The organism is Ruania alba (assembly GCF_900105765.1).
GTDB classification, from domain to species: domain Bacteria; phylum Actinomycetota; class Actinomycetes; order Actinomycetales; family Beutenbergiaceae; genus Ruania; species Ruania alba.
The window spans coordinates 238,824-264,340 of record NZ_FNTX01000001.1 but is presented as its reverse complement, the minus strand read 5'-3'; the positions used below and the strand labels follow the sequence as shown (position 1 = coordinate 264,340).

At 68.8% G+C, this 25,517-nt stretch carries 21 protein-coding genes; 2 read left to right on the top strand and 19 right to left on the bottom strand.

Annotation, left to right across the window (positions count from 1 at the left end; genetic code table 11):
• Positions 1-40: 40 nt before the first annotated feature.
• Positions 41-1,477, bottom strand: coding sequence for an FAD-dependent oxidoreductase (locus BLU77_RS01135; RefSeq protein ID WP_089771319.1), 1,437 nt, complete (start codon positions 1,475-1,477; stop codon positions 41-43).
• Positions 1,478-1,628: 151 nt separating this feature from the next.
• Here BLU77_RS01135 and rarD point away from each other — a divergent pair, with 151 nt between their 5' ends.
• The gene (gene rarD / locus BLU77_RS01130; RefSeq protein WP_089771318.1) at positions 1,629-2,582 is read left to right on the top strand and encodes an EamA family transporter RarD; all 954 of its coding nucleotides are present in this window, start codon (positions 1,629-1,631) and stop codon (positions 2,580-2,582) included.
• A 43-nt stretch (positions 2,583-2,625) separates the two neighbouring features.
• On the opposite strand, the gene BLU77_RS01125 is transcribed toward rarD, so the two are convergent.
• From BLU77_RS01125 to BLU77_RS01045, 17 genes are all read right to left on the bottom strand, one after another.
• Positions 2,626-3,630: a polyprenyl synthetase family protein gene (locus tag BLU77_RS01125; protein ID WP_089771317.1), complete on the bottom strand. Its 1,005-nt coding sequence runs from the start codon at positions 3,628-3,630 to the stop codon at positions 2,626-2,628.
• On the bottom strand, positions 3,627-5,270 hold the full coding sequence (nuoN, locus tag BLU77_RS01120; RefSeq protein WP_089771316.1) for an NADH-quinone oxidoreductase subunit NuoN: 1,644 nt from the start codon (positions 5,268-5,270) through the stop codon (positions 3,627-3,629). The genes BLU77_RS01125 and nuoN overlap by 4 nt, the downstream gene beginning before the upstream one ends.
• Positions 5,267-6,805: an NADH-quinone oxidoreductase subunit M gene (locus BLU77_RS01115; protein ID WP_245708613.1), complete on the bottom strand. Its 1,539-nt coding sequence runs from the start codon at positions 6,803-6,805 to the stop codon at positions 5,267-5,269. The genes nuoN and BLU77_RS01115 overlap by 4 nt, the downstream gene beginning before the upstream one ends.
• Positions 6,806-6,818: 13 nt before the next feature.
• Complete coding sequence (gene nuoL / locus BLU77_RS01110) at positions 6,819-8,732, bottom strand: NADH-quinone oxidoreductase subunit L (protein ID WP_089771315.1); 1,914 nt, start codon at positions 8,730-8,732, stop codon at positions 6,819-6,821.
• A 22-nt stretch (positions 8,733-8,754) separates the two neighbouring features.
• Positions 8,755-9,054 (bottom strand): NADH-quinone oxidoreductase subunit NuoK, encoded by a 300-nt coding sequence (nuoK, locus tag BLU77_RS01105; RefSeq protein ID WP_089771314.1) that lies wholly within the window; start codon positions 9,052-9,054, stop codon positions 8,755-8,757.
• The gene (locus tag BLU77_RS01100; protein ID WP_089771313.1) at positions 9,051-9,968 is read right to left on the bottom strand and encodes an NADH-quinone oxidoreductase subunit J; all 918 of its coding nucleotides are present in this window, start codon (positions 9,966-9,968) and stop codon (positions 9,051-9,053) included. Before BLU77_RS01100 ends, nuoK begins: the two co-directional genes overlap by 4 nt.
• Entirely contained in the window at positions 9,965-10,579 is a 615-nt protein-coding gene (gene nuoI / locus BLU77_RS01095) for an NADH-quinone oxidoreductase subunit NuoI (RefSeq protein WP_245708763.1), read from the bottom strand. Before nuoI ends, BLU77_RS01100 begins: the two co-directional genes overlap by 4 nt.
• Before the next feature lie 118 nt (positions 10,580-10,697).
• On the bottom strand, positions 10,698-12,098 hold the full coding sequence (gene nuoH, locus BLU77_RS01090) for an NADH-quinone oxidoreductase subunit NuoH (RefSeq protein WP_089771311.1): 1,401 nt from the start codon (positions 12,096-12,098) through the stop codon (positions 10,698-10,700).
• Positions 12,095-14,770: an NADH-quinone oxidoreductase subunit G gene (locus BLU77_RS01085; protein WP_089771310.1), complete on the bottom strand. Its 2,676-nt coding sequence runs from the start codon at positions 14,768-14,770 to the stop codon at positions 12,095-12,097. Before BLU77_RS01085 ends, nuoH begins: the two co-directional genes overlap by 4 nt.
• Positions 14,767-16,068 (bottom strand): NADH-quinone oxidoreductase subunit NuoF, encoded by a 1,302-nt coding sequence (nuoF, locus tag BLU77_RS01080; RefSeq protein ID WP_089771309.1) that lies wholly within the window; start codon positions 16,066-16,068, stop codon positions 14,767-14,769. Before nuoF ends, BLU77_RS01085 begins: the two co-directional genes overlap by 4 nt.
• The gene (nuoE, locus tag BLU77_RS01075; RefSeq protein ID WP_089771308.1) at positions 16,065-16,907 is read right to left on the bottom strand and encodes an NADH-quinone oxidoreductase subunit NuoE; all 843 of its coding nucleotides are present in this window, start codon (positions 16,905-16,907) and stop codon (positions 16,065-16,067) included. Before nuoE ends, nuoF begins: the two co-directional genes overlap by 4 nt.
• Positions 16,907-18,277 carry an NADH-quinone oxidoreductase subunit D gene (locus BLU77_RS01070; protein WP_089771307.1) on the bottom strand — a complete coding sequence of 457 codons (1,371 nt, stop codon included), beginning with the start codon at positions 18,275-18,277 and terminating at the stop codon, positions 16,907-16,909. Before BLU77_RS01070 ends, nuoE begins: the two co-directional genes overlap by 1 nt.
• Positions 18,277-19,044, bottom strand: a complete 768-nt coding sequence (locus BLU77_RS01065) for an NADH-quinone oxidoreductase subunit C (protein ID WP_217632338.1) — start codon at positions 19,042-19,044, stop codon at positions 18,277-18,279. Before BLU77_RS01065 ends, BLU77_RS01070 begins: the two co-directional genes overlap by 1 nt.
• Before the next feature lie 103 nt (positions 19,045-19,147).
• Entirely contained in the window at positions 19,148-19,705 is a 558-nt protein-coding gene (locus tag BLU77_RS01060) for a NuoB/complex I 20 kDa subunit family protein (protein ID WP_089771306.1), read from the bottom strand.
• A gap of 16 nt (positions 19,706-19,721) precedes the next feature.
• Complete coding sequence (locus BLU77_RS01055) at positions 19,722-20,081, bottom strand: NADH-quinone oxidoreductase subunit A (protein ID WP_089771305.1); 360 nt, start codon at positions 20,079-20,081, stop codon at positions 19,722-19,724.
• A gap of 171 nt (positions 20,082-20,252) precedes the next feature.
• Positions 20,253-21,548, bottom strand: a complete 1,296-nt coding sequence (locus tag BLU77_RS01050; RefSeq protein WP_089771304.1) for a geranylgeranyl reductase family protein — start codon at positions 21,546-21,548, stop codon at positions 20,253-20,255.
• Positions 21,549-21,905: 357 nt separating this feature from the next.
• Positions 21,906-22,601 carry a demethylmenaquinone methyltransferase gene (locus BLU77_RS01045; protein ID WP_089771303.1) on the bottom strand — a complete coding sequence of 232 codons (696 nt, stop codon included), beginning with the start codon at positions 22,599-22,601 and terminating at the stop codon, positions 21,906-21,908.
• A 98-nt stretch (positions 22,602-22,699) separates the two neighbouring features.
• On the opposite strand from BLU77_RS01045, the gene BLU77_RS01040 reads away from it, so the two are divergent.
• Complete coding sequence (locus BLU77_RS01040) at positions 22,700-23,998, top strand: isochorismate synthase (RefSeq protein WP_089771302.1); 1,299 nt, start codon at positions 22,700-22,702, stop codon at positions 23,996-23,998.
• Between the two features lie 85 nt (positions 23,999-24,083).
• On the opposite strand, the gene BLU77_RS01035 is transcribed toward BLU77_RS01040, so the two are convergent.
• Positions 24,084-25,466, bottom strand: coding sequence for a S1C family serine protease (locus tag BLU77_RS01035; protein WP_089771301.1), 1,383 nt, complete (start codon positions 25,464-25,466; stop codon positions 24,084-24,086).
• Positions 25,467-25,517: the final 51 nt, after the last annotated feature.

The following is a 25,517-nucleotide window of genomic DNA, read 5'->3' as shown; positions in this document are numbered from 1 at the left end:
GCGTTCCTCCCTGCTCCGTTCGGTGCGAGCAGGGCCCTGATCAGGCGCGGGCGGTCACTCCGCGGGAGATCTCCGTCATCTCCTCACGGGGAACGACCTTGATGCGTTCACGGCCTTGCTCCTCACCCAGGGAACGCTCGTAGGAGTCGAGGAGTTCCCAGCCTTCCCACGTGGTGTAGGGCACACCATCGGCCTCGAGGCGATCCAGGATCGCCTGCGGGTCGCGGTCCTGCGCGGCATCGAGAGAGCCATCCTCCAGGGCACCGGCGAGGTCCTCCACCAGGTGCCGGATCGTCTCCGCCGCGTCAGACTTCGTGTGGCCGATGAGTCCGACCGGTCCGCGCTTGATCCAGCCCGTGGCGTACAGGCCCGGGATGTGGTCCCCATCAGCGCCGAGCACACGACCGCCATCGTTCGGGATCACGCCGGCGACCTCGTCGAACGGGATGTCCGGCAGTGGAGATCCGAAGTAGCCGACCGCGCGGTAGATGGCCTGCACCTCGAAGTCCTCATAGGTTCCGGTGCCGCGCACGTTCCCGTCGCCGGTGAGCTCGGTGCGCTCGGTGCGGAATCCGGTCACCTTGCCATCGGATCCCAGCACCTCGTGCGGTTTGTGCAGGAAGTGCAGGTGGATCCGGCGCGACGCCGTGAGCTCGCTCGGGTCACGCAAGGTCCAGTCGGTGAGGGTCTTCACCACCTGCTTGGTCAGGTTCGAGGAGCGGATCGCCTCTTCGGATCCTTCGTCGAAGTCGAAGTCCTCCGGGTAGACCACGATGTCCACGTCCGGCACCTTGCCCAGCTCACGCAGCTCCAACGGGGTGAACTTCACCTGTGCCGGCCCGCGACGGCCGAACACGTGCACGTCCGTGACCGGGCTCTTCGCCAGCCCCTCGGCCACGTTCGCCGGGATCTCGGTGGGCATCAGGTCCTCGACGTGCTTGGCGAGCATCCGCGCCACGTCCAGCGCCACATTCCCCACCCCCAGCACGGCGATGTGCTGCGCCTCCAGTGGCCAGGTCCGCGGCACGTCCGGGTGCCCGTCGAACCAGGACACGAAGTCCGCGGCCCCGTAGCTTCCGTCAAGGTCGATCCCGGGGATGTTCAGGTCCGCGTCCCGGATCGCTCCGGTGGAGAAGATCACGGCGTCGTAGTAGCGGCGCAGCTCCTCCAGGGAGACGTCCTTGCCGAAGTCGACGTTGCCGATCAGGCGGATGTCCCCACGCTGCAGCACCTTGTACAGGGCTGTGACGATGCCCTTGATGCGCGGGTGGTCGGGCGCGACGCCGTAGCGCACGAGGCCGTACGGCGCGGGCAGCCGTTCGAACAGGTCGATCTCGACCTCGAGGTCCGTCTTGGACAGGATGTCAGCGGCGTAGATCCCGGCAGGGCCGGCACCGACGATGGCGACGCGAAGCGGTGTGGTGGTAGGCACGGTGACGAGATGCCTCTTTCGGGGACGTTGGAGGGGCACGGTCATGCCCGTGGTCGTGTACCAGGTCCCAGTCTAAGGGTGACCTCACCGACAGCGCTGTATGGCAGATGTGTCTCATCTTTCGGGAACACCGATCCCGACGGCGTCCCTCCCCGGGCGTCGTCATCCTCGCCAAGGCGGGCGGTAGGTTGAGCACGTGCCTACCGCGACCCATCGAAGCCCGGACGGGCTCGATCCTCGCGGGCTCGCCGCCGGGTTCGCCGGCTACGCCTGGTTCGGGCTGCTGCCGCTGTACTTCCCGCTGCTGGCACCCGCAGGGCCGCTCGAGATCGTCGCCCACCGTGTGGTCTGGTCGGTGGTGGCCTGCCTCGCTCTGCTGGCCGTACTCGGCCGGTTGGGCGCTTTCACGGGGCTGCTCCGGCAGCCGCGGATCACGGCACGTCTGGCTCTCGCCGCGACGTTGCTGTGCACGAACTGGATCGTCTACGTCTTCGCCGTACTCACCGGGCACGTGGTGGACGGCGCACTCGGCTACTACATCAACCCCCTGGTCACGGTGGTGCTCGCGGTGCTGGTGCTCGGGGAGCGGCTCCGACCGGCGCAGTGGGTCGCGGTCGGGTTCGGCGGGGCAGGCGTGCTGGTGATCGCTCTCGGCTTCGGCTCCTTCCCGTGGATCGCGATCGTGCTAGCGCTCAGCTTCGGTGGGTACGGGCTGGTGAAGAAGCAGGTGGGCGCGCGGGTCCCGGCGCTGCCCGGACTGGCAGTGGAGACCTTAGTACTGAGCCCGGTGGCGCTCGTCTTCCTCGTGGTGCTCGCCGCGAGGGGCGAGGGCGCTTTCGGCGGCCCTGGCGCCGGCGGGATGCCGACCGGCGGGCTCGCCGCACTGCTCATCGCAGCCGGCATCGTCACCTCCGTCCCGCTGGTGCTCTTCGCGACGGCGTCCCGTCGCCTCCCGCTGGCGATGATGGGCCTGCTGCAGTACGTCACCCCGACGATGCAGTTCCTCACCGGGGTCCTGATCTACCGGGAGGCGATGGACCCGAGCCGGTGGGCCGGGTTCGCCCTGGTGTGGGTGGCGCTGGTGCTGCTGACGTGGGACACGTTCCGGGCCGGGCGCCGGATGCCGCGGCTGGCCAGACCTGACGAGTAGCGCGCCCTGCTCCCGTCGCGCGGGCGGGGTAGGACAGGGGAAACTACGCCATCCGGTCCACGAGCAGACCGGCGAACACCTCGAGCGCATCACGTGAGGCGGACTCCGGCAGGGGCGTCAGCTCGGCCACCGCGTCGGCGGACCACCGGCGGGCCATCTCCCGGGCCTCGTCGAGCACGTCGTGGGCGCGCAACCGGCTGAGCACGTCGGCCAGGGCATCGTCCGAGCTCAGGTCGCCGTCGAGGTCGGCCAGCAATTGCTCACCGCTAGCATCGAGGGTCCCGGCGGCCGCACGGGCCCGCAGCAGCAGCACCGGCATCGTGGCCACCCCTTCGCGCAGGTCCGTCCCAGGCGTCTTCCCGGTGGTCTCGGCGTCGGAGATCAGGTCGATCACGTCATCGGCGAGCTGGAATGCCACGCCGACCTTCTCGCCGTAGGCGATCACGGCCTGCTGCGCCGACTCCTCCGCCCCGCTGAGCATCGTGCCGTAGCACGCCGCGGCGGCGATCAACGATCCGGTCTTGTCGGCGAGCACCTGGAGGTAGTGCGGGATTGGGTCCTCGCCATCGCCCGGGCCGAGCGTCTCGTGCAGCTGGCCCATCACGAGCCGCTCGAAGGCTTCCGCTTGCACCCGCACCGCGCGTGGCCCCAGGTCCGAGACCAGTTTCGACGCGCGAGCGAACAGCAGATCTCCGGTGAGGATCGCGACCGAGTTGCCCCACACCTCGTGGGCGCTGGGTGCCCCGCGGCGCAACGGCGCGGAGTCCATGACGTCGTCGTGGTAGAGGGTGGCCAGGTGGGTGAGCTCGGTGGCCACTGCCGACTGCAGCACCGACTCGTTCACCCCGCTGCCGAACTGGCTGGTGAGCAGCACCAGCACAGGTCGGATCCGCTTGCCACCGGCGGCGAGCAGGTGCCGCGAGGTCTCGTCGACGATGCTCTCGCTGTGGCGTGCCGCCGCCACGAGCCGCCTCTCGACCTCGTCGAGGTCGGTGGCGAGCCGAGACTCAAGCTCGGTATCGCCGAGGGTGGGCAGGGAGGAGGTCACGGAATGAACTTAGCCGCTTCTGCCGCGAGAGACAGAATCGGGGTGGGAAACACACCGAGCACCACGGTACCGATGGCGCACACGACCACCGCGACCGCTGTCAGCCCCTCGGTCTGCACCACCGCCGCACGCACGCCGGTGGAGACAACAGCGGGCGCGCCGTCGGCCGCAGCTCCGTCGATCGCACGGTCGGCCTCGTCGGCCGCGGCGTCGTCCTGGTCGGGCTCGGTGAAGAACATCAGCACGACCACGCGCACGTAGAAGAACGCAGCCGCGGCGCTGGCGAGCACCGCCACCACCACCAGCGGCCAGGCGCCCCCCTCCACCGCAGCGGCGAACACGGCGAACTTACCGATGAAGCCGGCGGTGAGCGGGATGCCGGCGAAGGAGAGCAGGAACAGGGTGAAGCACACCGCGAGCACGGGGTGCCGGCGCCCGAGCCCGGCCCACTGATCCAGCCGAGTCGCCTCACCGGTGACGTTGCCCTCCGCATCGCGCTCTCGGACCAGGCTCACCAGGGCGAACGCGCCCACCGTGGCCAGACCGTAGACCAGCAGATACACCAGCACCGAGCTGATGCCGCTGCTGGTGAGCGCCAGCACACCGAGCAGCACGAACCCGGCATGCGCCACCGAGGAGTAGGCGAGCATCCGCTTGATGTCGGACTGCACGATCGCGAGCACCGTGCCCACGATCATGGTGAGGATGGCGATCCCCCACAGCAGCGGGCTCAGGTCCCACTCCAGGCCTGGGGCCACCACGTAGACGAACCGCACCATCGCCGCGAAAGCCGCAATCTTCGTGCACGCGGCCATGAAGCCGGTGATCGACGTGGGCGATCCCTGGTACACGTCCGGCACCCAGGAGTGGAACGGGACGGCACCCACCTTGAACAGCAGGCCGACCAGCACCAGCACCACGCCGGCCAGCAGCACCGTGTCCATCCCCACCATCGCCGGCACCGCAGCCGCGAGGTCGGCGAACCGGACCGAGCCGGAGTACCCGTACAGCAGGGCGACGCCCATCAGGAAGAACGCGGACGAGAACGCCCCGAGCAGGAAGTACTTCAGGGACGCCTCCTGGGAGAGCAGGCGACGGCGCCGCGCCAGTCCGGCAAGCAGGTACAGCGGAAGGGAGAGCACCTCGAGCGCGATGAACAGGGTGAGCAGGTCACCCGCCGCGGGGAAGACGAGCATGCCACCGACGGAGAACAGCACCAGCGGGAAGACCTCGGTCTGCACCAGGCCCATCCGGCGCGCCAGCGCCTCGTACGCGGACCCGGGCACGGCCGCCGCCGTCGGCGTGAAGCCGTCCTCGCCGCCCGAGCGGTCGGCGATCACGAGCATCCCCACGAACGCGCAGATCAGCACGATGCCCTGGGCGAGCAGCGCGGGCCCGTCCTCCAGGAGCGCCCCGCCCATCAGCTCGGCCGGGCCCTGGGACTGCACGACCGTCCACCGCCAGGCCACGGCCACCAGGGCGGCACCGAGCGTGACCACAGAGAGCGAGACCTGCACCACCCGGCGCACGGAATCCTTCACGAACGCCTCGATCAGCACCCCGAGCACAGCGGCGCCGAACACGATCAGGAGGGGGACCAGAGCCGCCCAGTCGATCGACGGCGGGACGAACTGGTTCATGACGGGCTCCCGAGGATCGCGGCGAACTGGTCAGCGGCCGGGGTCAGCAGGTCCAGCACAGGGCCAGGGAAGAAGCCGAGCGCGAGCATGGCGATGACGAGCGGAACCATGGTCCATCGCTCCCGTCCGCTCAGATCGGCGAGTTCCCCAGACCCTTCGGCCACCGGACCGGTGAACACCTTCTGGTAGGCGAGCAGGATGTACAGCGCCGAGAGCACCACACCGATCACCGCGAACACGCCGGCGGCGGCGTTGGCCTCGAAGCTGCCCAGCAGGACGAGGTACTCCGGCACGAACCCGCTCAGGCCGGGAAGAGCGAGGGTGGCGAGACCGGAGATCAGGAACACCCCGGCCAGTACGGGGACCACGCGCTGCATCCCCGAGTAGGCCGACATCTGCTGCGACCCGCCGCGCTGGGTGAGGAACCCGGCCACCAGGAACAGGGCCGCCGTGGAGACGCCGTGGGCGACCATGTAGATCATCGATCCGGTCATCGCCGTCTGCGTACCCACGAAGATGCCGAGCACGATCAGACCGAAGTGCGAGACCGAGGTGAAGGCGATCAGGCGCATCAGATCGCGCTGCCCGATGGCGAGGATGCCGCCGTAGACGATGGAGATGATCGCCAGCACGATCAGGTAGGGCGCCACGTTCGCCACCGCGTCCGGGAACAGCGGCAGGCAGATGGCGATCATGCCGAACGTGCCCACCTTGTCCAGCACCCCGACCAGCAGGGCGGAGGTGCCAGGTGGTGCTTCCGCGGCAGCGTCCGGCAGCCAGGTGTGCACCGGCACCATCGGCGCCTTGATCGCGAACGCGAGCAGGAAGCTGAGGAACACCCACAGCTGGGCGGTGTAGTTCCCCTCCAACGCACCGGCAAGGTTGTCGAGCAGGAGGGCACCCTCACCACCACCGGTCTGCACCAGCAGGTAGATCACGCCGGCCAGCATCACCAGGCCACCCGCGAGGGAGTACAGCAGGAACTTCATCGCTGCCGGGCGCCGGTTCGGGCCACCGAAGACACCGATCATGAAGTAGACCGGGATCAGCATCGCTTCGAAGACCACGTAGAAGGAGAACAGGTCCCGGACGGCGAAGATGGCGATCATCATCGCCTCGAGCACCAGCACCAGGGCCACATAGCCTGCCCGACGGCGGTCCAGCGCCTTCGCGCTCCCCTCACCCTCGCCCGCGCTCGCCGGGAGCGCGACCTCGTTCCAGGCGGCGCCGATCACGATCGGCACCAGCGCGACGGCCAGCAGGATCATCACCAGGCCGAGGCCGTTGATGCCCACCGCCCAGGAGGCCCCGATCGCAGGGATCCAGGAGTAGGTCTCGGTGAACTGGTACCCGCCCCCGGCGTCGAAGCCGGGAACCATGGCGATCGCTCCGGCGAGCACCAGCAGGCTCACGACCAGCCCCAACGGGCGGGCGACCTTCTGCACTCCGGGAACCAACCAGATCACGGCGGCAGCCAGCGCGGGCACCGCCACGAGCAAGGAGAGCCAGGGCAGATCAGTGATGGTGGAAGTCATGGATCCTCCGACTCTAAACTCGCGTGGCGAGGACGACGACAACGGCGAGCACGACACCGACGGCCATGACTGAGGCGTAACTGCGGACGAACCCGTTCTGGGTGCGGCGCCACCATTCGCCCAGACCGACCGCACCGGACCCCAGGCCCCGGGCTGCGCCGTCGACCACGGACGTGTCCGCCTCGGTGAGGACCTCGGTGGTCCGCTCCCCCGGGGTGGCGAAGACCGCCTCGTTCACGGCGTCCTGGTACAGGTCCACGCGGGCGGCGCGAGTGAGCACGGAGCCCTCGGGCGGCGTGACCGGCACGGCAGCGGCACCGAACTGGCGCCAGGCCAGGAAGGCGCCGAGGAGCACGATCACCACGGTGGAGACGATCAACACGTTGACCGGCAACACCGGGGCGTGGTGCTCGACGTGCCCGGTCACCGGCTCGAGCCAGCTGGTGAACGTGTTCCCGATGGCGAGCACACCGCCGAGGGCCACCGACCCGACCGCGAGGACGATCATCGGAACGGTCATCAGCAGCGGCGACTCGTGCGGGTGTTGCACAGGTCCGGGCCGATCATTTTCTCCATCGTTCCAGCGCGCCTTGCCGTGGAAGGTCATGAAGAACAGACGGGACATGTAGAAGGCGGTGATCCCCGCGCCGAGCAGCGCGACCGGGCCGAACACCCACGGCTGCCAGCCCTCACCGACGAAGGCGGCCTCGATGATCTTGTCCTTGGACCAGAAGCCGGAGAATGGCGGGATCCCCAGGATCGCGAGCCACCCGGCACCGAAGGTGATCCAGGTGATCTGCATCGAACGGCGCAGTGCGCCGAAGCCGCGCATGTTCACCTCGTCGCCCATCCCGTGCATCACGGACCCGGCGCCGAGGAACATCCCGGCCTTGAAGAAGCCGTGCGTGACCAGGTGGAAGATCGCGAAGGCGTACCCGATCGGTCCGAGCCCGGCGGCGAGCACCATGTAGCCGATCTGGCTCATCGTGGAGGCGGCGAGGGTCTTCTTGATGTCGTCCTTCGCGCAACCGACGATCGCACCGAACAGCAGGGTGATCGCACCGATGATCGCGGCCACCAGCTGCGCGGTGGGCGCCCCTTCGAAGACCGGCGCCGAGCGCACGATCAGGTACACACCGGCGGTGACCATGGTGGCGGCGTGGATGAGCGCCGAGACCGGCGTGGGGCCGGCCATCGCGTCCCCGAGCCAGGCCTGCAGCGGGAACTGGGCCGACTTGCCACAGGCGGCGAGGACGAGCATCAGGCCGGTCGCCGTCAGCACACCCTCATTGGTTCCTGGCGCTGCCGCGAAGACAGTCTCGAAGTCCACCGCGCCGATCGAGGCGAACATGAGCATCATCGCGACGAGCATGCCCATGTCACCCACGCGGTTCATCACGAACGCCTTCTTCGCCGCGACCGCGTAGGTGGTGTTGTGGTTCCAGAACCCGATCAGCAGGTAGGAGGCCAGCCCCACCCCTTCCCAGCCGACGAACAGCAGCGCGTAGGAGTCGGCCAGCACCAGCACCAGCATCGCTGCGATGAACAGGTTCAGGTAGGCGAAGAACCGACGGCGTGCGGCGTCGTGCTCCATGTACGCCACAGAATAGATGTGGATCAGCGCACCGACGAAGGTGATCAGCAGCACGAACGTCATCGAGAGCGGATCCACCAGCAGTCCGGCGTCGACGCTCAGGTCACCGGCGGGGATCCAGGAGAACAGATGGAGGTTGACCACGCGGTCCTCGCCCGGCAGCCCGAGCAGCTCCACCAGGATGGCGATTCCGAGCACGGCCGCAGCGCCGGCGGCGAGCACACCGAGCCAGTGCCCCCAGGCGTCGGTGCGGCGGCCGCCGACCAGCAGCACGGCGGCGCTCGCCAGCGGGATGGCGATCAGCAGCCAGGCGAGATCGGTCAAGGGCGTCATTTCCACAGCTGTCCGGCCCCTATCAGTTCTTCAGCAGGTTGACGTCATCGAGCGACGCTGACCCGCGGGTTCGGTGGATGGACACGATGATCGCCAGACCGATGACCACCTCGGCGGCGGCGACCACCATCACGAAGAAGGCGATCACCTGCCCCTGCAGGTCACCGTGCATCCGGGCAAAGGTCACGAGCATCAGGTTCGCGGCGTTGAGCATGAGCTCGACACCCATGAACGCCACCAGGGCGTTGCGCCGCACGAGCACGGCCACCGTCCCGATCGTGAACAGGATCCCGGAGAGCACCAGGTAGTGAACCAGAGTCATCGTTCGCCCCCCTCATTCGATGCGTCGTCACTGCCGGGAGCGTCACGGTCAGGTGCCTCCGGCAGCGTGTCCTCCGGGAGTTGACCGTCGTCCTCGGCGTGTGCCTCATCGGTCGTATCCACCACGGGCGATCCGGAGGCGATCATCGCCACGCGACCGGTCTCCGTGATCGCCTCACCGTCGCGGATCACCTGACCACGCACCCGCAGCACCGTGGTGATGGAGGCGTCCAAGGTCTCCCCGGTCGCGCTCATCGCCGGCATGTCGGCGGAGTTCGTGCGTGCGTACACCCCGGGGCCCGGCTTGGAGATGATGCCGGAGATGGATCCGTCGGTCTTCAACGCGGTGAGCTTGCGCTCGACCGTCTCCTTCTGCCCGTGCTTGGGTCCCAGCCGACGGCGGTGGCTGAGCACCAGGGCACCGAGCGCTGCCGTGATCAGCAGGGCGGCCGTGAGCTCGAACGCGAACACGTAGTCGCCGAAGATCAGCCGGGCCACTCCCACCGGGTTGGTGTCAGCATTCGCGGGGGCCAGGCCGACCGGTGCAGCGAACGTGGCCCGGGTGACGATGCCGATCATCAAGGCCAGCAGGCCGATCCCGCCGAGCACGGCGAGCCAGCGTTGACCAGCGAGAGTCTCGGTGAGCGACTCCCGGGAATCCACGCCGATCAGCATGATCACGAACAGGAAGAGCATCATCACCGCGCCGGTGTAGACGACGACCTGCACAGCCCCCAGGAACGGGGCTTCCAGGGCGAAGTACAGCACGGCGAGGGAGACCATCACTCCGGCGATGCTCACCGCAATGTGCACGGGGCGCTTGGCGAACAGCAGCGACAGCGCGCCGAGCACGCTCAGCGGGGCGAGCACCCAGAACAGCACCCCCTCGCCCGTGGAGAGGACGAGCTCGTTCATCGCGACCCTCCCTCGGGCTTCGCGGTCGACGACGACTCCGCCGCGCTCGCGGCGGAGTCCAGGCTCGGGTCGTCCGGGCGGTTCTCGGCCACCCAGGCCACCTGCTCCTCGCTGGGGCCGGTCACGGCGCCACGGTAGTAGTCACCGTCGGTGGTGCCCTCAGCCATGGGGTGCGGGGCGGAGAGCATCCCCGAGCGCAGCGGCGCCAGCAACTGCTCCTTCTCGAAGATCATTCCGGCCCGCGAGGTGCCAGCCATCTCGTAGTCGTTCGTCATCGTCAACGCCCGGGTGGGGCAGGCCTCGATGCACAGGCCGCAGAAGATACACCGCAGATAGTTGATCTGGTAGACCTTGCCGTACCGCTCCCCCGGCGCATACTGGGCGTCCGGGGTGTTGTTGCCGGCCTCCACGTAGATGGCATCCGCCGGGCAAGCCCAGGCGCACAGCTCACACCCGATGCACTTCTCCAACCCGTCGGGGTGGCGGTTCAGCTGGTGTCGACCGTGATATCGCGGGGCCGTCGGCACCTTCTCGAAGGGGTACTGCTCGGTCACCACCGGGCGGAACAGCGAGGCCATCGTCACCCCGAAGCCGGCCACCGGCGCGAACATCTCCTCCAACGCGCTCTTCTCGCTGTCGCCGTCCACATCGAAGGTGTTCACGTCGTACGTGGCGCCGATCGCGTTCTTCTGCTTGTCGACGTCCTTGCGCGGGTTCGACCGCTTGGAGTCAGCCATCGGTCTTCTCCTTCTCAGTTGCACTCTCGGCCGCCGGTGCAGTCACCTTCGCCTTCCGGGGCGAGGGAGGCAGGTTCTGCCCCGGCATCGGGGGCACCGGGTAGCCGTCGGCGAAGGCATCGAACGCGGGTGCCTTGGTCTTTCCTGGCTTGCCGTCCTTGGTGGACGAGGCCTTGCCTGCACCGGTCTTGCCTGCGCCGGCCTTGCTCGTATCGGCGTCGGCGTCCGGGTCCTTCTTTTCCGGGATCAGCATCAGCACCACGGCGAAGACCACCAACGCTCCGGCGAGCACGAACAACAGTGTCTGCAGGCTGATGTCGGTGAACTGACGCACGCCCTGGATCACGGCGACGCCCACCACCCAGGCGAGGGAGATCGGGATCAGGACCTTCCAGCCGAGATGCATGAACTGGTCGTAGCGGAACCGCAGCAGGGTGGCACGCAGCCACACGAAGAAGAACATGAAGCCCCAGAGCTTGATGAGGAACCACAGCAGTGGCCACCAGCCCTCGTTGAACATGCCGTCGTTGATGCTGGACAGCGGCCACGGCGCCCGCCAACCACCCATGAACAGGGTGGTGGCGATAGCGGAGACGTTCAGCATGTTGATGTACTCGGCGAGGAAGAACCACGCGAACTTCATCGACGAGTACTCGGTGGTGTACCCGGCCACCAGTTCACCCTCGGCCTCCGGGAGGTCGAACGGGAGCCGGTTCACCTCGCCGGTCATCGAGATCAGATAGATCACGAAGGCGGGGGCGAGTGCGATGGACCACCAGAGTTGCGTTTGCGAGTCCACGATCTCGGAGGTGGACATCGATCCGGAGACGATCAGCACGCTGACCAGGGACAGGCTCATCGCCAGCTCGTAGGAGATGATCTGTGCCGTGGACCGTACCGAGCCCAGCAGCGGGTAGGTCGAGCCCGAGGACCAGCCACCGAGCACGATGCCGTACACGCCGAGCCCGGCGATGCCGAGGAAATACAGCACGGACACCGGCAGATCGGTGAGCTGCAACGGGGTGACGATGTCGGTGAACGGGATCTGTACCGCGGGCCCGAACGGGATGATCGCGAAGATCATGAAGGCGCAGAACACCGAGATCATCGGCGCCAGGAAATAGATGACCTTGTCGGCGCCCTTGACCGTGATGTCCTCCTTGAGCAGGAGCTTCAGGGCGTCCGGGATCGACTGCGCCAGACCGAACGGGCCACGCACGTTCGGGCCGAGTCGCTGCTGGAACCGGCCGATGATCCGGCGCTCGAACCACAGCGCGAACAGCACCGAGAGCAGAAGGAAGATCAGGATCGCGGCGGCCTTGATGAACATCAGGCCGATCGTGTCGCCGGAGAAGTCGGCAGCGCCGGTACTGGCGAGGACCGGGGCGTTCATCGCTGCACCTCCGTGGTGAGGGCGGTCAGGTCCACCACAGACCCGGCCCCGGCACCGAGCATCCGGTGCACCGAGGAGCCTGGTGAGTGCTGCGGCAGCCAGACCACCCGGTCCGGCATCGTGGTGATGGTGGCGGGGAGCTCGATGGAGCCGCTGGGTCCGTTCACGCGGAGCCCGTCACCGTCGGAGACACCGACCTCGGCGGCAGTCGCTGCAGAAAGCAGCGCAACCGGTCGACGGGCCGTCCCGGCCAGATGTGGCTCGCCGTCCTGACCACGCCCTGAGTCGAGCTGCATCCGCCAGGTCGCCAGCACAGCCGAACCGGCCCCGACTCTCGGGTCCGTCTCTGCGGGGGCAGCCGGCTCCACGGTGGGGGCTGCCGGCTTGGCACCGTCCCACCCGCTGAACTCGGCCAGCTCCGCGTGCAGCGCCTCGAGGCTGCGTCCCCCGAGCGTGGCTCCGGCGGCCGAGGCCACCATGTCCAGGACGCGAGCGTCGCTCAGCCGGCCCTCGAACACGGCGTCGAACGGCCGGGGCCGCCCTTCCCAGGTGAGAAAGGTGCCGCCCTTGTAGGTCGGTGGTGCCACCGGGAGCACCACGTCCGCGTGATCGGTGACGGCGGAGCGGCGCACCTCGAGCTGGATCACCGTTCCGACGGCTGCCAGTGCCTCCTCCGCGAGCGCCGGGTCCGGGAGGTCCTCCAGATCCACACCGCCCACCAGGAGCGCACCCAGGTCGCCATCGCGGGCAGCCTCGAGGATGCCGGTGAGGTCACGGCCGGGGGTCTCGGGCAGTGAGTCCACGCCCCAGACGGCGCCGACATCCACCCGGGCCTGAGCGTCCGCCACCGGGCGTCCCCCCGGCAGCAGATGGGGCAACAGTCCCGCTTCCACCGCGCCCCGGTCGCCGGCCCGGCGAGGCACCCAGGCCACCCGCGCACCCGTGGCCTCGGCCAGTCGCAGCAACGCGGTGAACGCACCCGGGACGCCGGCGAGGCGCTCCCCCGCGAGGATCACCGCACCCTCGGTGCGGACCTGCTCGGCGAGGGCGGCCAACGGCTCAGAACTCTCTGCACCCTCGGACGGGACGCCGTCGGCGAGGGCGTTCAGCACCTCGGCCTCTCCGCCCGGTGCGGTGTGCAGCACATCGGCGCGCAGCTTCGTGCTCCCGCGCGTGGTGAGCGGAGCGATGGCGCTGACGTGCACGTCCCCGGCGAGGACTCCCTTGCGCAGCCGAAGGAAGATGGTGCCAGCCTCCTCCTCGGGCTCGAACCCGACCAGGAGCACCTCGGAGGTGCTCTCCAGGTCACGGAAGGTGACGTCCATCCCGTGACCGGCCACCCGGTGGCCGAGGAAGTCGGCCTCCTCCGCCGAGTGCGCCCGGGCGCGGAAGTCCACATCGTTGGTGCCCAGCACCACGCGGGCGAACTTGGACCACGCGTAGGCGTCCTCCACAGTGAGTCGGCCGCCGGGCAGGACACCGATGCCGGCGCCTCCGGCGTCCGCCCGCGCCGCCGTCAGGGCTCGCGCAGCCAGGTGCACGGCCTCGGACCAGCTGGTCGGCACCAGCTCGCCGGACTCGTCGCGGACCAAGGGGCTGGTGAGCACGTCCGGTGCGCTCTGCCACGCGAAGGCGAAGCGGTCCTTGTCGGTGATCCACTCCTCGTTCACCACCGGGTCGTCACCGGCGAGCCGGCGCAGCACCACATCACGCCGGTGGTCGATCCGGATCGCGCTGCCGCAGGCGTCGTGCTCGCCGATCGACGGTGAGGAGACCAGGTCGAACGGCCGGGACCGGAACCGGTAGGCCGCCGACGTCAGCGCACCCACCGGGCAGATCTGCACTGTGTTGCCGGAGAAGTAGGAGGCGAACGGGCGCCCCGAGACGTCCAGGGCTGCCTCACCCATCGTCGGGGTGCTGTCCCCGGTGCCGGCGACCAGGGCGGCTCGCCCGCCCGGACCCACGCTGCCGTCGTCGGTTGCCTCCTCGCCACCGGCAAAGTCCAGGATGGCCTCGTCGAAGCGGCCGATCTGCTGGGCCGGCAGTCCGTGCCCATCGTCGCCCGGGGTGCCACCGCCACGACCCTGCAGGTCGATGAACGGGTCACCGGCGATCTCGTCGGAGAACCGGGTGCAGCGCTGGCACAGGATGCACCGGTCGCGGTCCAGCAGGATCTGCGTGGAGATCTTGATCGGCTTCGGGAAGGTGCGCTTCACCCCGGTGAACCGGGAGGTGCCGCTGCCGTTCGAGAGTGCCTGGTTCTGCAGCGGGCACTCGCCACCCTTGTCGCAGACCGGGCAGTCCAGTGGGTGGTTGATCAGCAGGAACTCGATCTGCCCGCGCTGCGCCTTCTCCGCCACCTCCGAGGAATGCTGGGTGCTCACCTGCATCCCAGGCATGACTTCGAGGGTGCAGGAGGTCTGTGGCTTCGGCATCGGGCGGACGTTGCCCTCACGGTCCGGCGCGGCCACCTCCACCAGGCACTGGCGGCACGCACCGGCAGGCTTGAGCAGTGGGTGGTCGCAGAACCGGGGGATCTGCACACCGATCTGTTCGGCGGCGCGGATCACCAGGGTGCCCTTGGGTACCGAGACCTCGACCCCGTCGATGGTGAGGGTGACGTCGTCGGGCTTGCTGACGGCGTCGTTGGTCGTGGTGGTGGGAGCGGTCATGACGTCACTCCGATAGCGGCGTTGGCTTCATAGGGGAACAGTTCCCAGGCGGGGGTGTGCAGACCCTGCTCGAACTCGTCGCGGAAGTAGGTGATCGCACTCTTGACCGGGGTCGCGGCAGCATCACCCAGGGCGCAGAAGGAGCGTCCCTCGATATTGCCGGCCACGTCGAGCAGCAGATCGATGTCGGACTCGGTGCCCTGACCTGCCTCGATACGCTGCAGGATCTGCTTCAACCAGAAGGTGCCCTCCCGGCAGGGTGTGCACTTCCCGCAGGACTCGTGCTGGTAGAAGTCGATCCAGCGGGTCACGCACCGCACGACCGAGGTGGTCTCGTCGAAGACCTGCAGGGCGCGGGTGGCGAGCATCGAACCGGCGGCACCGACGGACTCGTAGTCGAGCACCACGTCCAGGTGCTCGTCGGTGAGGATCGGGGTGGACGACCCGCCCGGGGTCCAGAACTTCAGGCGGTGCCCGTCCCGGATGCCACCGGCCATGTCGAGCAGCTCGCGGAAGGTGATCCCCAGTGGCGCCTCGTACTGGCCGGGCTTGGTGACGTGCCCGGAGAGCGAGAACAGGCCGTGGCCTTTGGACTTCTCGGTGCCCATCGAGGCGAACCAGTCCACCCCGTGGCGGATGATGCCGGGAACGGAGGCGATCGACTCGACGTTGTTCACTACGGTGGGCCGGGCGTACAGGCCGGCCACAGCCGGGAACGGCGGCTTCAGTCGCGGCTGACCGCGCCGGCCCTCGAGGGAGTCCAGCAGCGCCGTCTCCTCCCCGCAGATGTAGGCACCGGCACCGGCGTGCACCGTGATCTCCAGGTCATAGCCGGTACCAAGCACGTCCTTGCCGACCAAGCCCGCCTCGCGCGCCTCGGCGACGGCGGCCAGCAGCCGCCGGTACACGTGCACGACCTCGCCACGCAGGTAGATGAACGCGTGGTGGCTGCCGATCGCGAAGGAGGTGATCGCCACGCCCTCGATGAGGGAGTGCGGGTTCGCCAGCATCAGCGGGATGTCCTTGCAGGTGCCCGGCTCGGACTCGTCCGCGTTCACCACGAGATAGCGCGGGCCACCGTCGGGCTTGGGCAGGAAGCTCCATTTGAGCCCGGTGGGGAAGCCGGCGCCACCTCGGCCACGCAGCCCGGAGTCCTTGACCATCGTGATCAGCTCGGCCGGGTCGGTCTCCAGGGCCTTGCGCAGGCCCTCGTAGCCGTGCCGGGACTCGTAGGTCGACAACTTCCAGGACTGCGGCGCGTCCCAGATGTCGCTCAAGATCGGTGCGAGGGCACTCATGCGTTGGTCCCCTTCTCGTCAGTCTCGGCCACCGTCTCGGCCGAGGTGTCCGACGGTGTGCGTGGTTTCCGCTCTGCACTGGAGCCCTCGTCGCCGACGGGGTCGGTGCCGGACTCGGCGGCCTTCGCGGCGGTCTCCGGACCGCCCGCGTCCGCGTGCTCTTCCGCATCCGCACCGGGAGCATGCCAGCCGTTCTTGCGGGCAAGGTCGAGCCCCACCAAGCTGGCGTGACCGGCGCCGGTGCCCTCATCGGCGCGACCGTCGTCGAAACCGGCGAGCACCCGGGAGACCTCCTTGAAGGTGGCCACGCTGTGCGCACCGCGGGTGGGGGCCACCGGCTCGCCAGCGAGCAGCTTGTCCACCGTCTCGGCAGCCGAGGCGGGAGTCTGGTTGTCGAAGAACTCCCAGTTGATCATCATCACCGGGGCGTAGTCGCAGGCGGCGTTGCACTCCACCCGCTCCAAGGTGATGGTGCCGTCCTCGGTGGTCTCGTCGTGCCCGATGCCGAGCTTGTCGGCCAGGTGGTCGAAGATCGTGTCCCCGCCCATCACGGCGCAGAGCGTGTTCGTGCACACGCCCACGGTGTAGGTGCCGTTGGGGTGGCGCTTGTACTGGCTGTAGAACGTGGCCACGGCCGAGACCGATGCGCGGGAGAGGTCGAGCACATCGGCACAGAAGCCGATGCCCGCGGGGCTGACGTAGCCGTCCTCGGACTGGACGAGGTGAAGCAGCGGCAGCAGCGCGGACCGAGGTTCCGGGTAGCGCGCCAGGATCGCCTGGGCGTCACTCCGGAGGCGCTCCAGGACGTCGCCGGAGTAGCGGGTCGTAGTCGTGGCCATCAGCGGTCCACCCCTCCCATCACCGGGTCGATCGATGCGACGGCGACCACGACGTCGGCGATCGAACCTCCCTCGCACATCATCCCGAGAGTCTGCAGGTTGTTGAACGACGGATCACGGAAGTGCGCGCGATACGGGCGCGTTCCGCCGTCGGAGACGAGATGCACCCCGAGCACACCCTTGGGGTGCTCGATCTGCTGGTACACCTGCCCGGCCGGCACCCGGAAGCCCTCGGTGACCAGCTTGAAGTGGTGGATCAGCGCCTCCATCGAGGTGCCCATGATCTTGCGGATGTGGTCCAGCGAGTTGCCCTGACCGTCGCTGCCCACGGAGAGCTGTGCGGGCCAGGCGATCCGCTTGTCCGCCACCATCACCGGCTGCTTGCCCGTGCGGTCCTGCGCCTCCAACCGGTCCAGCACCTGCTGCACGATCTTCAGCGACTCCCGCATCTCCTTGAACCGGAGCACCACGCGGGCGTAGGAATCGGCGTCGGTATGGGTCGGGACCTCGAAGTCGTAGGTCTCGTACCCGCAGTACGGCTGCGTCTTGCGCAGGTCGAAGGGGTGCCCCGCCGACCGCAGGATCGGTCCGGCGGCGCCGAGAGCCATCGCGCCCGCGAGGGGCAGATATCCCACCCCCTGCAACCGGCCGAGGAAGATCGGGTTCTTCAGCGCCAGCTTCTCCATCTGCGCGATCCGGTCCCGGATGGTCGGGATGGACTCACGGACCTGCTGGGTAGCACCTGGGGGGAGGTCGGTGGCGACCCCGCCGGGGCGGATGTAGGCGTGGTTCATCCGCAGGCCGGTGATGGCCTCGAAGATCAGCAGGATCTCTTCACGCGCGGTGAACGCGATCGTCATCATCGTGGTGGCGCCGAGCTCGTTCCCGCCGGTGCCGAGGGCGATCAGGTGCGAGGAGATCCGGTTGAGCTCCATCATCAGCACCCGGATCAGGCTGGCCCGCTCCGGCACGTCGTCGGTGATGTCGAGCAGCTTCTCCACCGCAAGGCAGTACGCGACCTCCTGGAACAACGGAGCCACGTAGTCCATCCGGGTGCAGTACGTGACGCCCTGAGTCCAGGTGCGGTACTCCATGTTCTTCTCGATGCCGGTGTGCAGGAAGCCGATCCCGCCCCGGGCCTCGGTGACGGTCTCGCCCTCGATCTCCAGCACGAGCCGGAGCACGCCGTGCGTGGACGGGTGCTGCGGGCCCATGTTGACGACGATCCGCTCGTCCGCATTGGCTTCGGCGTCGGCGCTGATCTCTTCCCAGTCGCCGCCGCTGGCGGTGTACTCGCGGGCGCCGTCAGCGGCACCGGCCGGGCCGGTCGCCTGCGGGCCGGCGGCGGGAGAGGTGGGTGGCGTAGTCATCAGTTGTACGACCTCCGGTTGTCGGGTGCCGGTACCTCGGCGCCCTTGTACTCGACCGGGATCCCGCCGAGCGGGTAGTCCTTGCGCTGCGGGTGGCCGGGCCAGTCGTCCGGCATCTGGATACGAGCCAGGGAGGGGTGCCCGTCGAAGATCATCCCGAAGAAGTCCCAGGCCTCACGCTCGTGCCAGTCGTTGGCCGGGTAGGTGTCGACGATCGTCGGCAAGTGCGGATCCGCGTCGGAGACGGCCACCTCCAGCCGGATCGCCCGGTTGTGCGTGATCGAGAACAGCGGGTACACGGCGTGCAGCTCACGACCTTCGTCCCCGGGGTAGTGCACCCCGGAGACGCCCAGGCACAGCTCGAACCGCAGGTCCTGATCGTCCCGCAACGAACGGGCCACCACGGGGAGGTGCTCGGGCCGCACGAACAGCGTGCACTCGTCGCGGAACACCACCACCTTCTCGACCGCGTCGTCGTAGGCCACACCGGCTTCGCCGAGCACCTCGGCGAGGATGTCGACCACCTCGTCGAAGTAGCTGCCGTAGGGGCGCGACGACGCTCCCGGAAGGGCGACCACACGCTGCAGACCACCGTAGCCGGAGGTGTCTCCGGTGCCACTGACGCCGAACATGCCGGAGCGGACCTCGACGACGTCCAGCGGGGCTCGCCCGCCGGGCTGGGTCACCTGCTCGAGATTCTGCGAACCAGCCTCCTGCGCCTCCTGGGCCGGGCTGGTCACCTCGTCCTTGTTCTCCCCGTCCGTCACGCGACGCCCTCCTTGCGCGAACACTGCGGTGCCTCGCTCCGGTACAACTCGTTCCTCGTCGTCCGTGCCTGCGGCGGAATCTGACGGCTCCTCGCGCTCACATTCACGCCAACAGCCCCTTCATCTGGTGCGTCGGCACAGCCTCGAGCGCCGCCGCCTCAACCTTGGCGCGCACCTCGGCCCGGTTGCCGGCGAGCGGCTCGTTCTTCACGACCTGCTCGTGCAGCTCGAGGATGGCGTTGATCAGCATCTCCGGCCGCGGCGGGCAGCCGGGCAGGTACACGTCGACCGGGAGCACGTGGTCCACACCCTGCACGATCGCGTAGTTGTTGAACATGCCACCCGAGGAGGCGCACACACCCATGGAGATGACCCACTTCGGGTCGCTCATCTGGTCGTACACGGTGCGGATCACCGGGGCCATCTTGTGGCTGAGCCGACCGGAGACGATCATCAGGTCCGCCTGGCGCGGCGAGGCCCGGAAGACCTCCATGCCGAACCGGGAGATGTCGAACCGGGAGGTCCCGGTGGCCATCATCTCGATCGCGCAGCAGGCCAGACCCATCGTGACCGGCCACATCGATGAGCTGCGGACCCAGCCCACCAGGTCCTCCACCTTGCCGAGCATGAATCCGCTAGGAAGCTTGTCTTCGAGTCCCATGGTTTCTCCTCCTTCCTCAGTCCCAGTCCAGGCCGCCACGGCGCCATTCGTAGACGAACGGCACGGTGATCAGCACGAGGAACGTGAGCATTGCGATCAGCCCGAAGGTGGCGAGCTCGGAGAACGAGACCGCCCACGGGTAGAGGAACACGACCTCGATGTCGAAGATGATGAACGTCATCGCCACGATGTAGTACTTCACCGGGAAGCGACCGGTCGCCGCGTGCGGTGAGGGCTGGATACCGCACTCGTAGGCGTCCACCTTCACCTTGTTGTACCGCTTCGGGCCGATCACCACGCTGGAGGCGAGCCCGGCCAGGCCCATCACGAGCGCGAGCAGGCCCATGATCAGCAGCGGGACGTACGGGTTGGTCATGAGTTCTTCCTTCGGGCGGTGTAGCTTCCCGACGGCGGCCGGCCACGATGGCACGGCGTCGTCGCCTTGGTCTGGGGTTCTCTCATGCTGTGTCTGCCTTCCACGCCCGCTGCGGTGCCTCGCTCCGGTACACCTCGTGCCTCGGCGTCCCTACGCGGGGGCTCCTCGCGCTCATGCGGCCGGCACCATCTTGGTCAGTGCCGTGATGACCCGATCGGTGGGGTCCCCACCGCGGGTGTCGTAACAGTCCGAGAGCAGCTTCAGCACGATCTTCATCAACGTGGGGCGGGGCAGGCCGTGCTTGGTGCAGATCCGCATCACCTGCGGGTTCTCGATCAGTTTCACGAACGCCCGACCAAGGGTGAAGTACCCGCCCAGGTCGGCACGCATCCGCTCGGGGTAGGTCGCCAGTGTGCGTTCCCGGGCATCGTCGCTGGTGCGTGCGAGCGCCTGGGCGATCACATCGGCCGCCACCCGGCCGGCCTGCAGACCGTAGGCGATTCCCTCGCCGTTGAACGGGGAGACCATGCCGCCGGAGTCGCCCACCAGGAGCAGGCCGCGGGTGTAGAGCGGCTGCCGGTTGAACGCCATCGGCAGGGCGGCACCGCGCACCGGCCCCTCCTGGTTCTCCGGTGTGAACTCCCATTCGGGCGGCGCATTGCGCATCCACGCGGCGAAGAGCGCCTTGTAGTCGAGCTGGGTGGCCGTGGCGGTGGAGTTGACGGACCCGAGTCCGACATTCGCCAGGCCGTTGCCGAGCGGGAAGATCCAGCCGTAGCCGGGGAGCAGCTGGGACCTGCCCGGCTCGCCGTCCCAGAGCTCGAGGTGGGACTCCATCCACTCGTCGTCGTGGCGTGGGGTGCGGAAGTAGGTGCGGACAGCCACTCCCATGGGCCTGCTGTCCATCTTGGCCAGGCCGAGCGAGGTGGCCATCCGGGCGGAGACGCCGTCGGCCCCGATCACCACCGACGCTCGGAACGTCAACGGCTCACCCTCCACGCGGCGTCCTCGGGCATCGACCTGCTTCGCCTGCACGCCGACGACCCTGCCGGTGCGCTCGTCGAGCAGCGGCCCGGTCACGGAGGTGCCTTCGAGAAGCTTGGCGCCGGTGGCGCGGGCGTGGTACGCGAGCGTGCTGTCCAGATCGGTCCGTGCCTTGGCGAGCCCGTAGTCGGGGTAGCGCTCGATCTGCGGCCAGGGCAGGTGGATGGTGTGCCCGCCACCGATCACCCGGAGACCGCGGTTGCGGATCCAGCCGTCCTCGGCGCGGGTGGGTACCCCCATCCGGATGAGCTCGGCCACGGCTCGGGGCGTGAGGCCGTCGCCGCAGATCTTGTCGCGCGGGAAGGTGGCCTTCTCCAGCAGCAGCACCTCAAGGCCGGCAGCGGCGAGATAGTGGGCACTGGCAGCACCGGCGGGGCCTGCGCCAACGACGATGACATCCGCGTCATCGGTTGTGCTGCGCACGCTTCCACCTGACCTGTCTCGTCGCTGATCTGCTTCAGGTACACCCGGTCGCCCACCTGCTGCGCTGAGTCCTTCGGGGATGTCAGCGCCTCCGGCATGCGGCCACGGCGGAGCACCGAACCTGCGTCGGCGGGTCGGTTCTCGACGCCTAGGCTACCCCGACAGGGGCGTGACCGAGACCACGGGCACACCCGCTCCGGCCCCATATTCCGCCAATTTTTCGCTACGCGAGAGTGCCGTAATTCTCATGCTCCGGGACGGCTGGTGCCCCCACACCGAGAATCGAACGTCGATCTGACGGTTGCGGCGGTAGCCAGAGCGACGTTCGAGTTCTGAGAGGGGTTGCGAGGGACGGCGTCAGGCCGGCTTCGTCGCCCGGTGCAGTGCCACGATCCCGCCGCTGAGGTTGCGGTAGGCCACCGAACGCCAACCCGCCTCGTGCAGCAGCCCCGCGAGCGCGCGCTGGTCCGGCCAGTCCGCGATGGACTCCGAGAGATAGGAGTAGGCGTCGGTATTGGAACTCACCAGGGAGGCGACCCGTGGCAGCACCTGGTCCCGGTAGAACCCGTACAAGCCTCGCCATGCGGCGTTCGGCGGGGTGGAGAACTCGCAGATCACCAGCCGGCCACCGGGAGCGGTGACGCGGAACATCTCGGCGAGGGCCGCCGTCGTGTCGACCACGTTGCGTAGCCCGAACGAGATGGTGACCGCATCGAACGTGGCGTCAGCGAAGGGCAACGCGGTGGCATCCCCGACGACGAAGTCGAGGTCGGGCCTGCGGCGCTTGCCCACGGCGACCATCCCGGCGGAAAAGTCGCACGGAACCACGTCGATGCCGGCATCGGCGTACGGCTCGCTGGACGTGCCGGTCCCGGCGGCCAGGTCCAGCACCCGCTCCCCCGGCGCGGCGGCCACCGCGGCTCGGGTCTGCACCCGCCAGAGACGGTCCATCCCCATCGAGAGGACATCGTTGGTGAGGTCGTAGGCGGGTGCGACACCGTCGAACATCCCCGCGACCTCACGGGGATCCTTGGCCAGGCTGGCTCGTGACATGCCTCCATCATGACGTAGCCGCGGGTGAGCAGGTGCGTGACCAGCATCACCGGCTCCGGCGGGTGCAACGACTCCTGACCGCAATAGGCTGACCAACGATGACCGACGCCGCCCCTGAGCCTTGGCCGCCGACGCTGCTCGCACGGACGATCTCCGTCCCCGACGAGGCACTCGGCGCCCTCTTCGATCTGCTTCCCGCGGCCAGCCCCGCCGACGCACTCGCCTGGGTACGCCGCGGTGAGGGCATCGTCGGCTGGGGCGAGGCGCTGCGGATCGAGACCCACGGCGAGGACCGGTTCGCCGAGGCGGACCAGCGCTGGCGCGACCTTGCCCAGCACATGGTGGTGCGCGACGAGGTGCGCCGCCCGGGCACTGGGCCGGTGGCGTTCGGCTCGTTTGCCTTTTCACCAGATTCCGAGGCCGGCGGCACCCTGATCGTGCCTCGAGTGGTTGCCGGACGGCGCGGCGGGGCAGCCTGGCTGACCACCATCACCTCGGCCTCCGAGCTGCAGCCGCCGCCCAACCCGACGGCGTTGCGCACCGCCCGGGACGCACCGCTGGCCCGCCCCGAGGTGAGCTACGCCGACGGTGCCCTGGGTGCATCGGACTGGGGGGACGCCGTCGCCGATGTGGTGCGGCTGATCAGGGGCGGCGATGTTGCCAAGGTGGTGATGGCCCGCGACGTGACTGCCCGCCTGGACTCCCCCGTGGACGTCCGGAGCCTGCTCAGCGCGCTGGCAGAGGACTACCCGACCTGCTGGACGTTCGCCGTCGACTCTCTGGTGGGCGCCACCCCGGAGCTCCTGGTCCGCCGCGAGCGCGGCCTGATCTCCTCCCGGGTGCTCGCCGGAACCATCCAGCGCACCGGCGATGATGAGGCTGATCTGGCCCGAGCCGCCTCCCTTGCCCGGTCGTCGAAGGACCTGGAGGAGCACGAGTTCGCGGTGGACTCCCTCACGCGCTCCCTCGAGCCGTACGTGGCCTCCACCAGTGCGCCGGAGGCTCCGTTCGTGCTGCATCTGCCGAACGTGATGCACCTGGCCACTGACGTGACCGCGGTACTGGACGACACCCACGCCGACATGTCCTCGCTCGAGGTGGCGGCGGCACTGCACCCGACGGCGGCCGTGTGCGGCACCCCCACCGACGTGGCCGCCCGGATCATCGCCGAGCACGAGTCGATGGATCGCGCCCGGTACGCCGGCCCGGTCGGGTGGATCGGCGCCGACGGCGACGGTGAGTGGGGCATCGCCCTGCGTTCGGCCGAGGTGGCTCCGGACGGCCGGTCGCTGCGGCTGTTCGCCGGGTGCGGCATCGTCGCGGCCTCGGACCCGGAGGCTGAGATCGCCGAGTCCGAGGCGAAGCTGGAGCCGATGCGGACCGCCTTGGGGCGCTGAGCAAACCTCCTCGTGAAACTATCGACGGCCCTGAGCGCCGTCATGCCAGATGTGGCACGAGCTCGCTCAGGCCCGTCGAAACTCTCTAGGAGGGCACATCCTCACGCGCGGCCAGGGTGACCGTCACCTGGCTCAGCTCACCGTCGCGGGCGACGCTGAGCGTCACCTCGTCGCCGGAGGCGTAGGTGCGGACGTAGCCGGTGAGCGACGCTGCACTTCCGACGCTGTCGTCGTCGATCTGCACGATCACGTCGCCGGAGCGCAGCCCCGCCTCGGCAGCCGGAGTACCGTCGAGCACCTCGCGCACCGCCGCCCCGGTCCGAGTGGAACCATCTGCCGTCACCATCTCGTCGGTGAGCGTCACACCCAGATAGGCATGTTCAGCCGCCCCGTTGGCGATCAACTGATCGGCGATGTCCGTGGCCAGGTCCACCGGGATCGCGAAGCCCAGACCGATGCTGCCCGAGGACTGGCCGTCGGTGGCGATCGATGAGGTGATGCCGATGACGCGCCCCTCGGCGTCGAACAACGGCCCACCGGAGTTGCCGCGGTTGACCGCCGCGTCGATCTGGATGGCGTTCGTGACCACGGACTCCTGGGACCGCTGATCGGTGGTGTTCACCGGACGGTCCAGCGCTGAGACGATCCCGGTGGTCACGGTCGAGTCCAGTCCGAGCGGGTTCCCGACCGCCATCACACCCTGACCGACCGTGACGTCCTCGGACGTGCCAAGCGTGGCAGCGGTGAGATCGTCCGGCGGGTCCGCGAGCTGCAGCACGGCGAGGTCGGTGGCCCGATCAGTACCGATGATCTCCGCCTCGAACATCCGCCCGTCGCTGAGCGTGACAGCGAGCTGTTGGGCTCCTTCGACCACGTGGTTGTTGGTCAGCACGTACCCGGATTCGGCGTCGATGATCACGCCGGAACCGGCGCCCTGCCCCTGCTGAGAGGCGGCGTCGATGGCCACCACGCTCGGGCGAACCGACTCGGCCGCCGCCTGCCAGTCGGGGCTGCCGTCGGCGGCCGGGGACACTGTGGTGCCCGACGGGACCTGGGTCAGACCCGAGTCTGCCGCGTGGGAGCCGTCCAGCACCAGGGCGGTCCCACCACTGGCGAGCCCGGCGGCGAGGACCGCCGCCACGCCCACCATCAACCAGGGCCGCTGGCGCTTTCCTCGCGGAGCAGCGACCTGCGGCGGATGGGGAGCGGCCGGCGCATGGGTCGTGGGCGCGGAGGCATGCTGCATGTCGTGACCGTACCCACCGGGGTTCTGCCCTGGGAGGCCGGCTGCGCTGGGCGCCGACCATGCGTACGGGTTGGACGGCCCGCCCGTTGCCGGCCAATGCGTCGCCTCGGGCTGGGTCGCCGCAGGCTGGGCGTGCGCACCAGACCCGTACTGGGACGGCGTCGGCCAGTCCCCACGGGGTTCGCGCGGCCGGTCTGCGTGTGGGTGGTGCTGCTCGTTCATCAGGTCCTCCTCGTGGTGATGGACCTATGACAACGCGCGGACCTGTCGTGC

Bases quoted from the DNA above. Each gene is read 5' to 3' on its own strand.
- BLU77_RS01135 (WP_089771319.1), bottom strand. From the start codon at position 1,477: ATGACCGTGCCCCTCCAACGTCCCCGAAAGAGGCATCTCGTCACCGTG.
- nuoN (WP_089771316.1), bottom strand. From the start codon at position 5,270: ATGAACCAGTTCGTCCCGCCGTCGATCGACTGGGCGGCTCTGGTCCCC.
- BLU77_RS01115 (WP_245708613.1), bottom strand. From the start codon at position 6,805: ATGACTTCCACCATCACTGATCTGCCCTGGCTCTCCTTGCTCGTGGCG.
- nuoL (WP_089771315.1), bottom strand. From the start codon at position 8,732: ATGACGCCCTTGACCGATCTCGCCTGGCTGCTGATCGCCATCCCGCTG.
- nuoK (WP_089771314.1), bottom strand. From the start codon at position 9,054: ATGACTCTGGTTCACTACCTGGTGCTCTCCGGGATCCTGTTCACGATC.
- BLU77_RS01100 (WP_089771313.1), bottom strand. From the start codon at position 9,968: ATGAACGAGCTCGTCCTCTCCACGGGCGAGGGGGTGCTGTTCTGGGTG.
- nuoI (WP_245708763.1), bottom strand. From the start codon at position 10,579: ATGTTCGCGCCGGTGGCCGGCTTCGGGGTGACGATGGCCTCGCTGTTC.
- nuoH (WP_089771311.1), bottom strand. From the start codon at position 12,098: ATGAACGCCCCGGTCCTCGCCAGTACCGGCGCTGCCGACTTCTCCGGC.
- BLU77_RS01085 (WP_089771310.1), bottom strand. From the start codon at position 14,770: ATGACCGCTCCCACCACCACGACCAACGACGCCGTCAGCAAGCCCGAC.
- nuoF (WP_089771309.1), bottom strand. From the start codon at position 16,068: ATGAGTGCCCTCGCACCGATCTTGAGCGACATCTGGGACGCGCCGCAG.
- nuoE (WP_089771308.1), bottom strand. From the start codon at position 16,907: ATGGCCACGACTACGACCCGCTACTCCGGCGACGTCCTGGAGCGCCTC.
- BLU77_RS01070 (WP_089771307.1), bottom strand. From the start codon at position 18,277: ATGACTACGCCACCCACCTCTCCCGCCGCCGGCCCGCAGGCGACCGGC.
- BLU77_RS01060 (WP_089771306.1), bottom strand. From the start codon at position 19,705: ATGGGACTCGAAGACAAGCTTCCTAGCGGATTCATGCTCGGCAAGGTG.
- BLU77_RS01055 (WP_089771305.1), bottom strand. From the start codon at position 20,081: ATGACCAACCCGTACGTCCCGCTGCTGATCATGGGCCTGCTCGCGCTC.
- BLU77_RS01045 (WP_089771303.1), bottom strand. From the start codon at position 22,601: ATGTCACGAGCCAGCCTGGCCAAGGATCCCCGTGAGGTCGCGGGGATG.
- BLU77_RS01040 (WP_089771302.1), top strand. From the start codon at position 22,700: ATGACCGACGCCGCCCCTGAGCCTTGGCCGCCGACGCTGCTCGCACGG.
- BLU77_RS01035 (WP_089771301.1), bottom strand. From the start codon at position 25,466: ATGAACGAGCAGCACCACCCACACGCAGACCGGCCGCGCGAACCCCGT.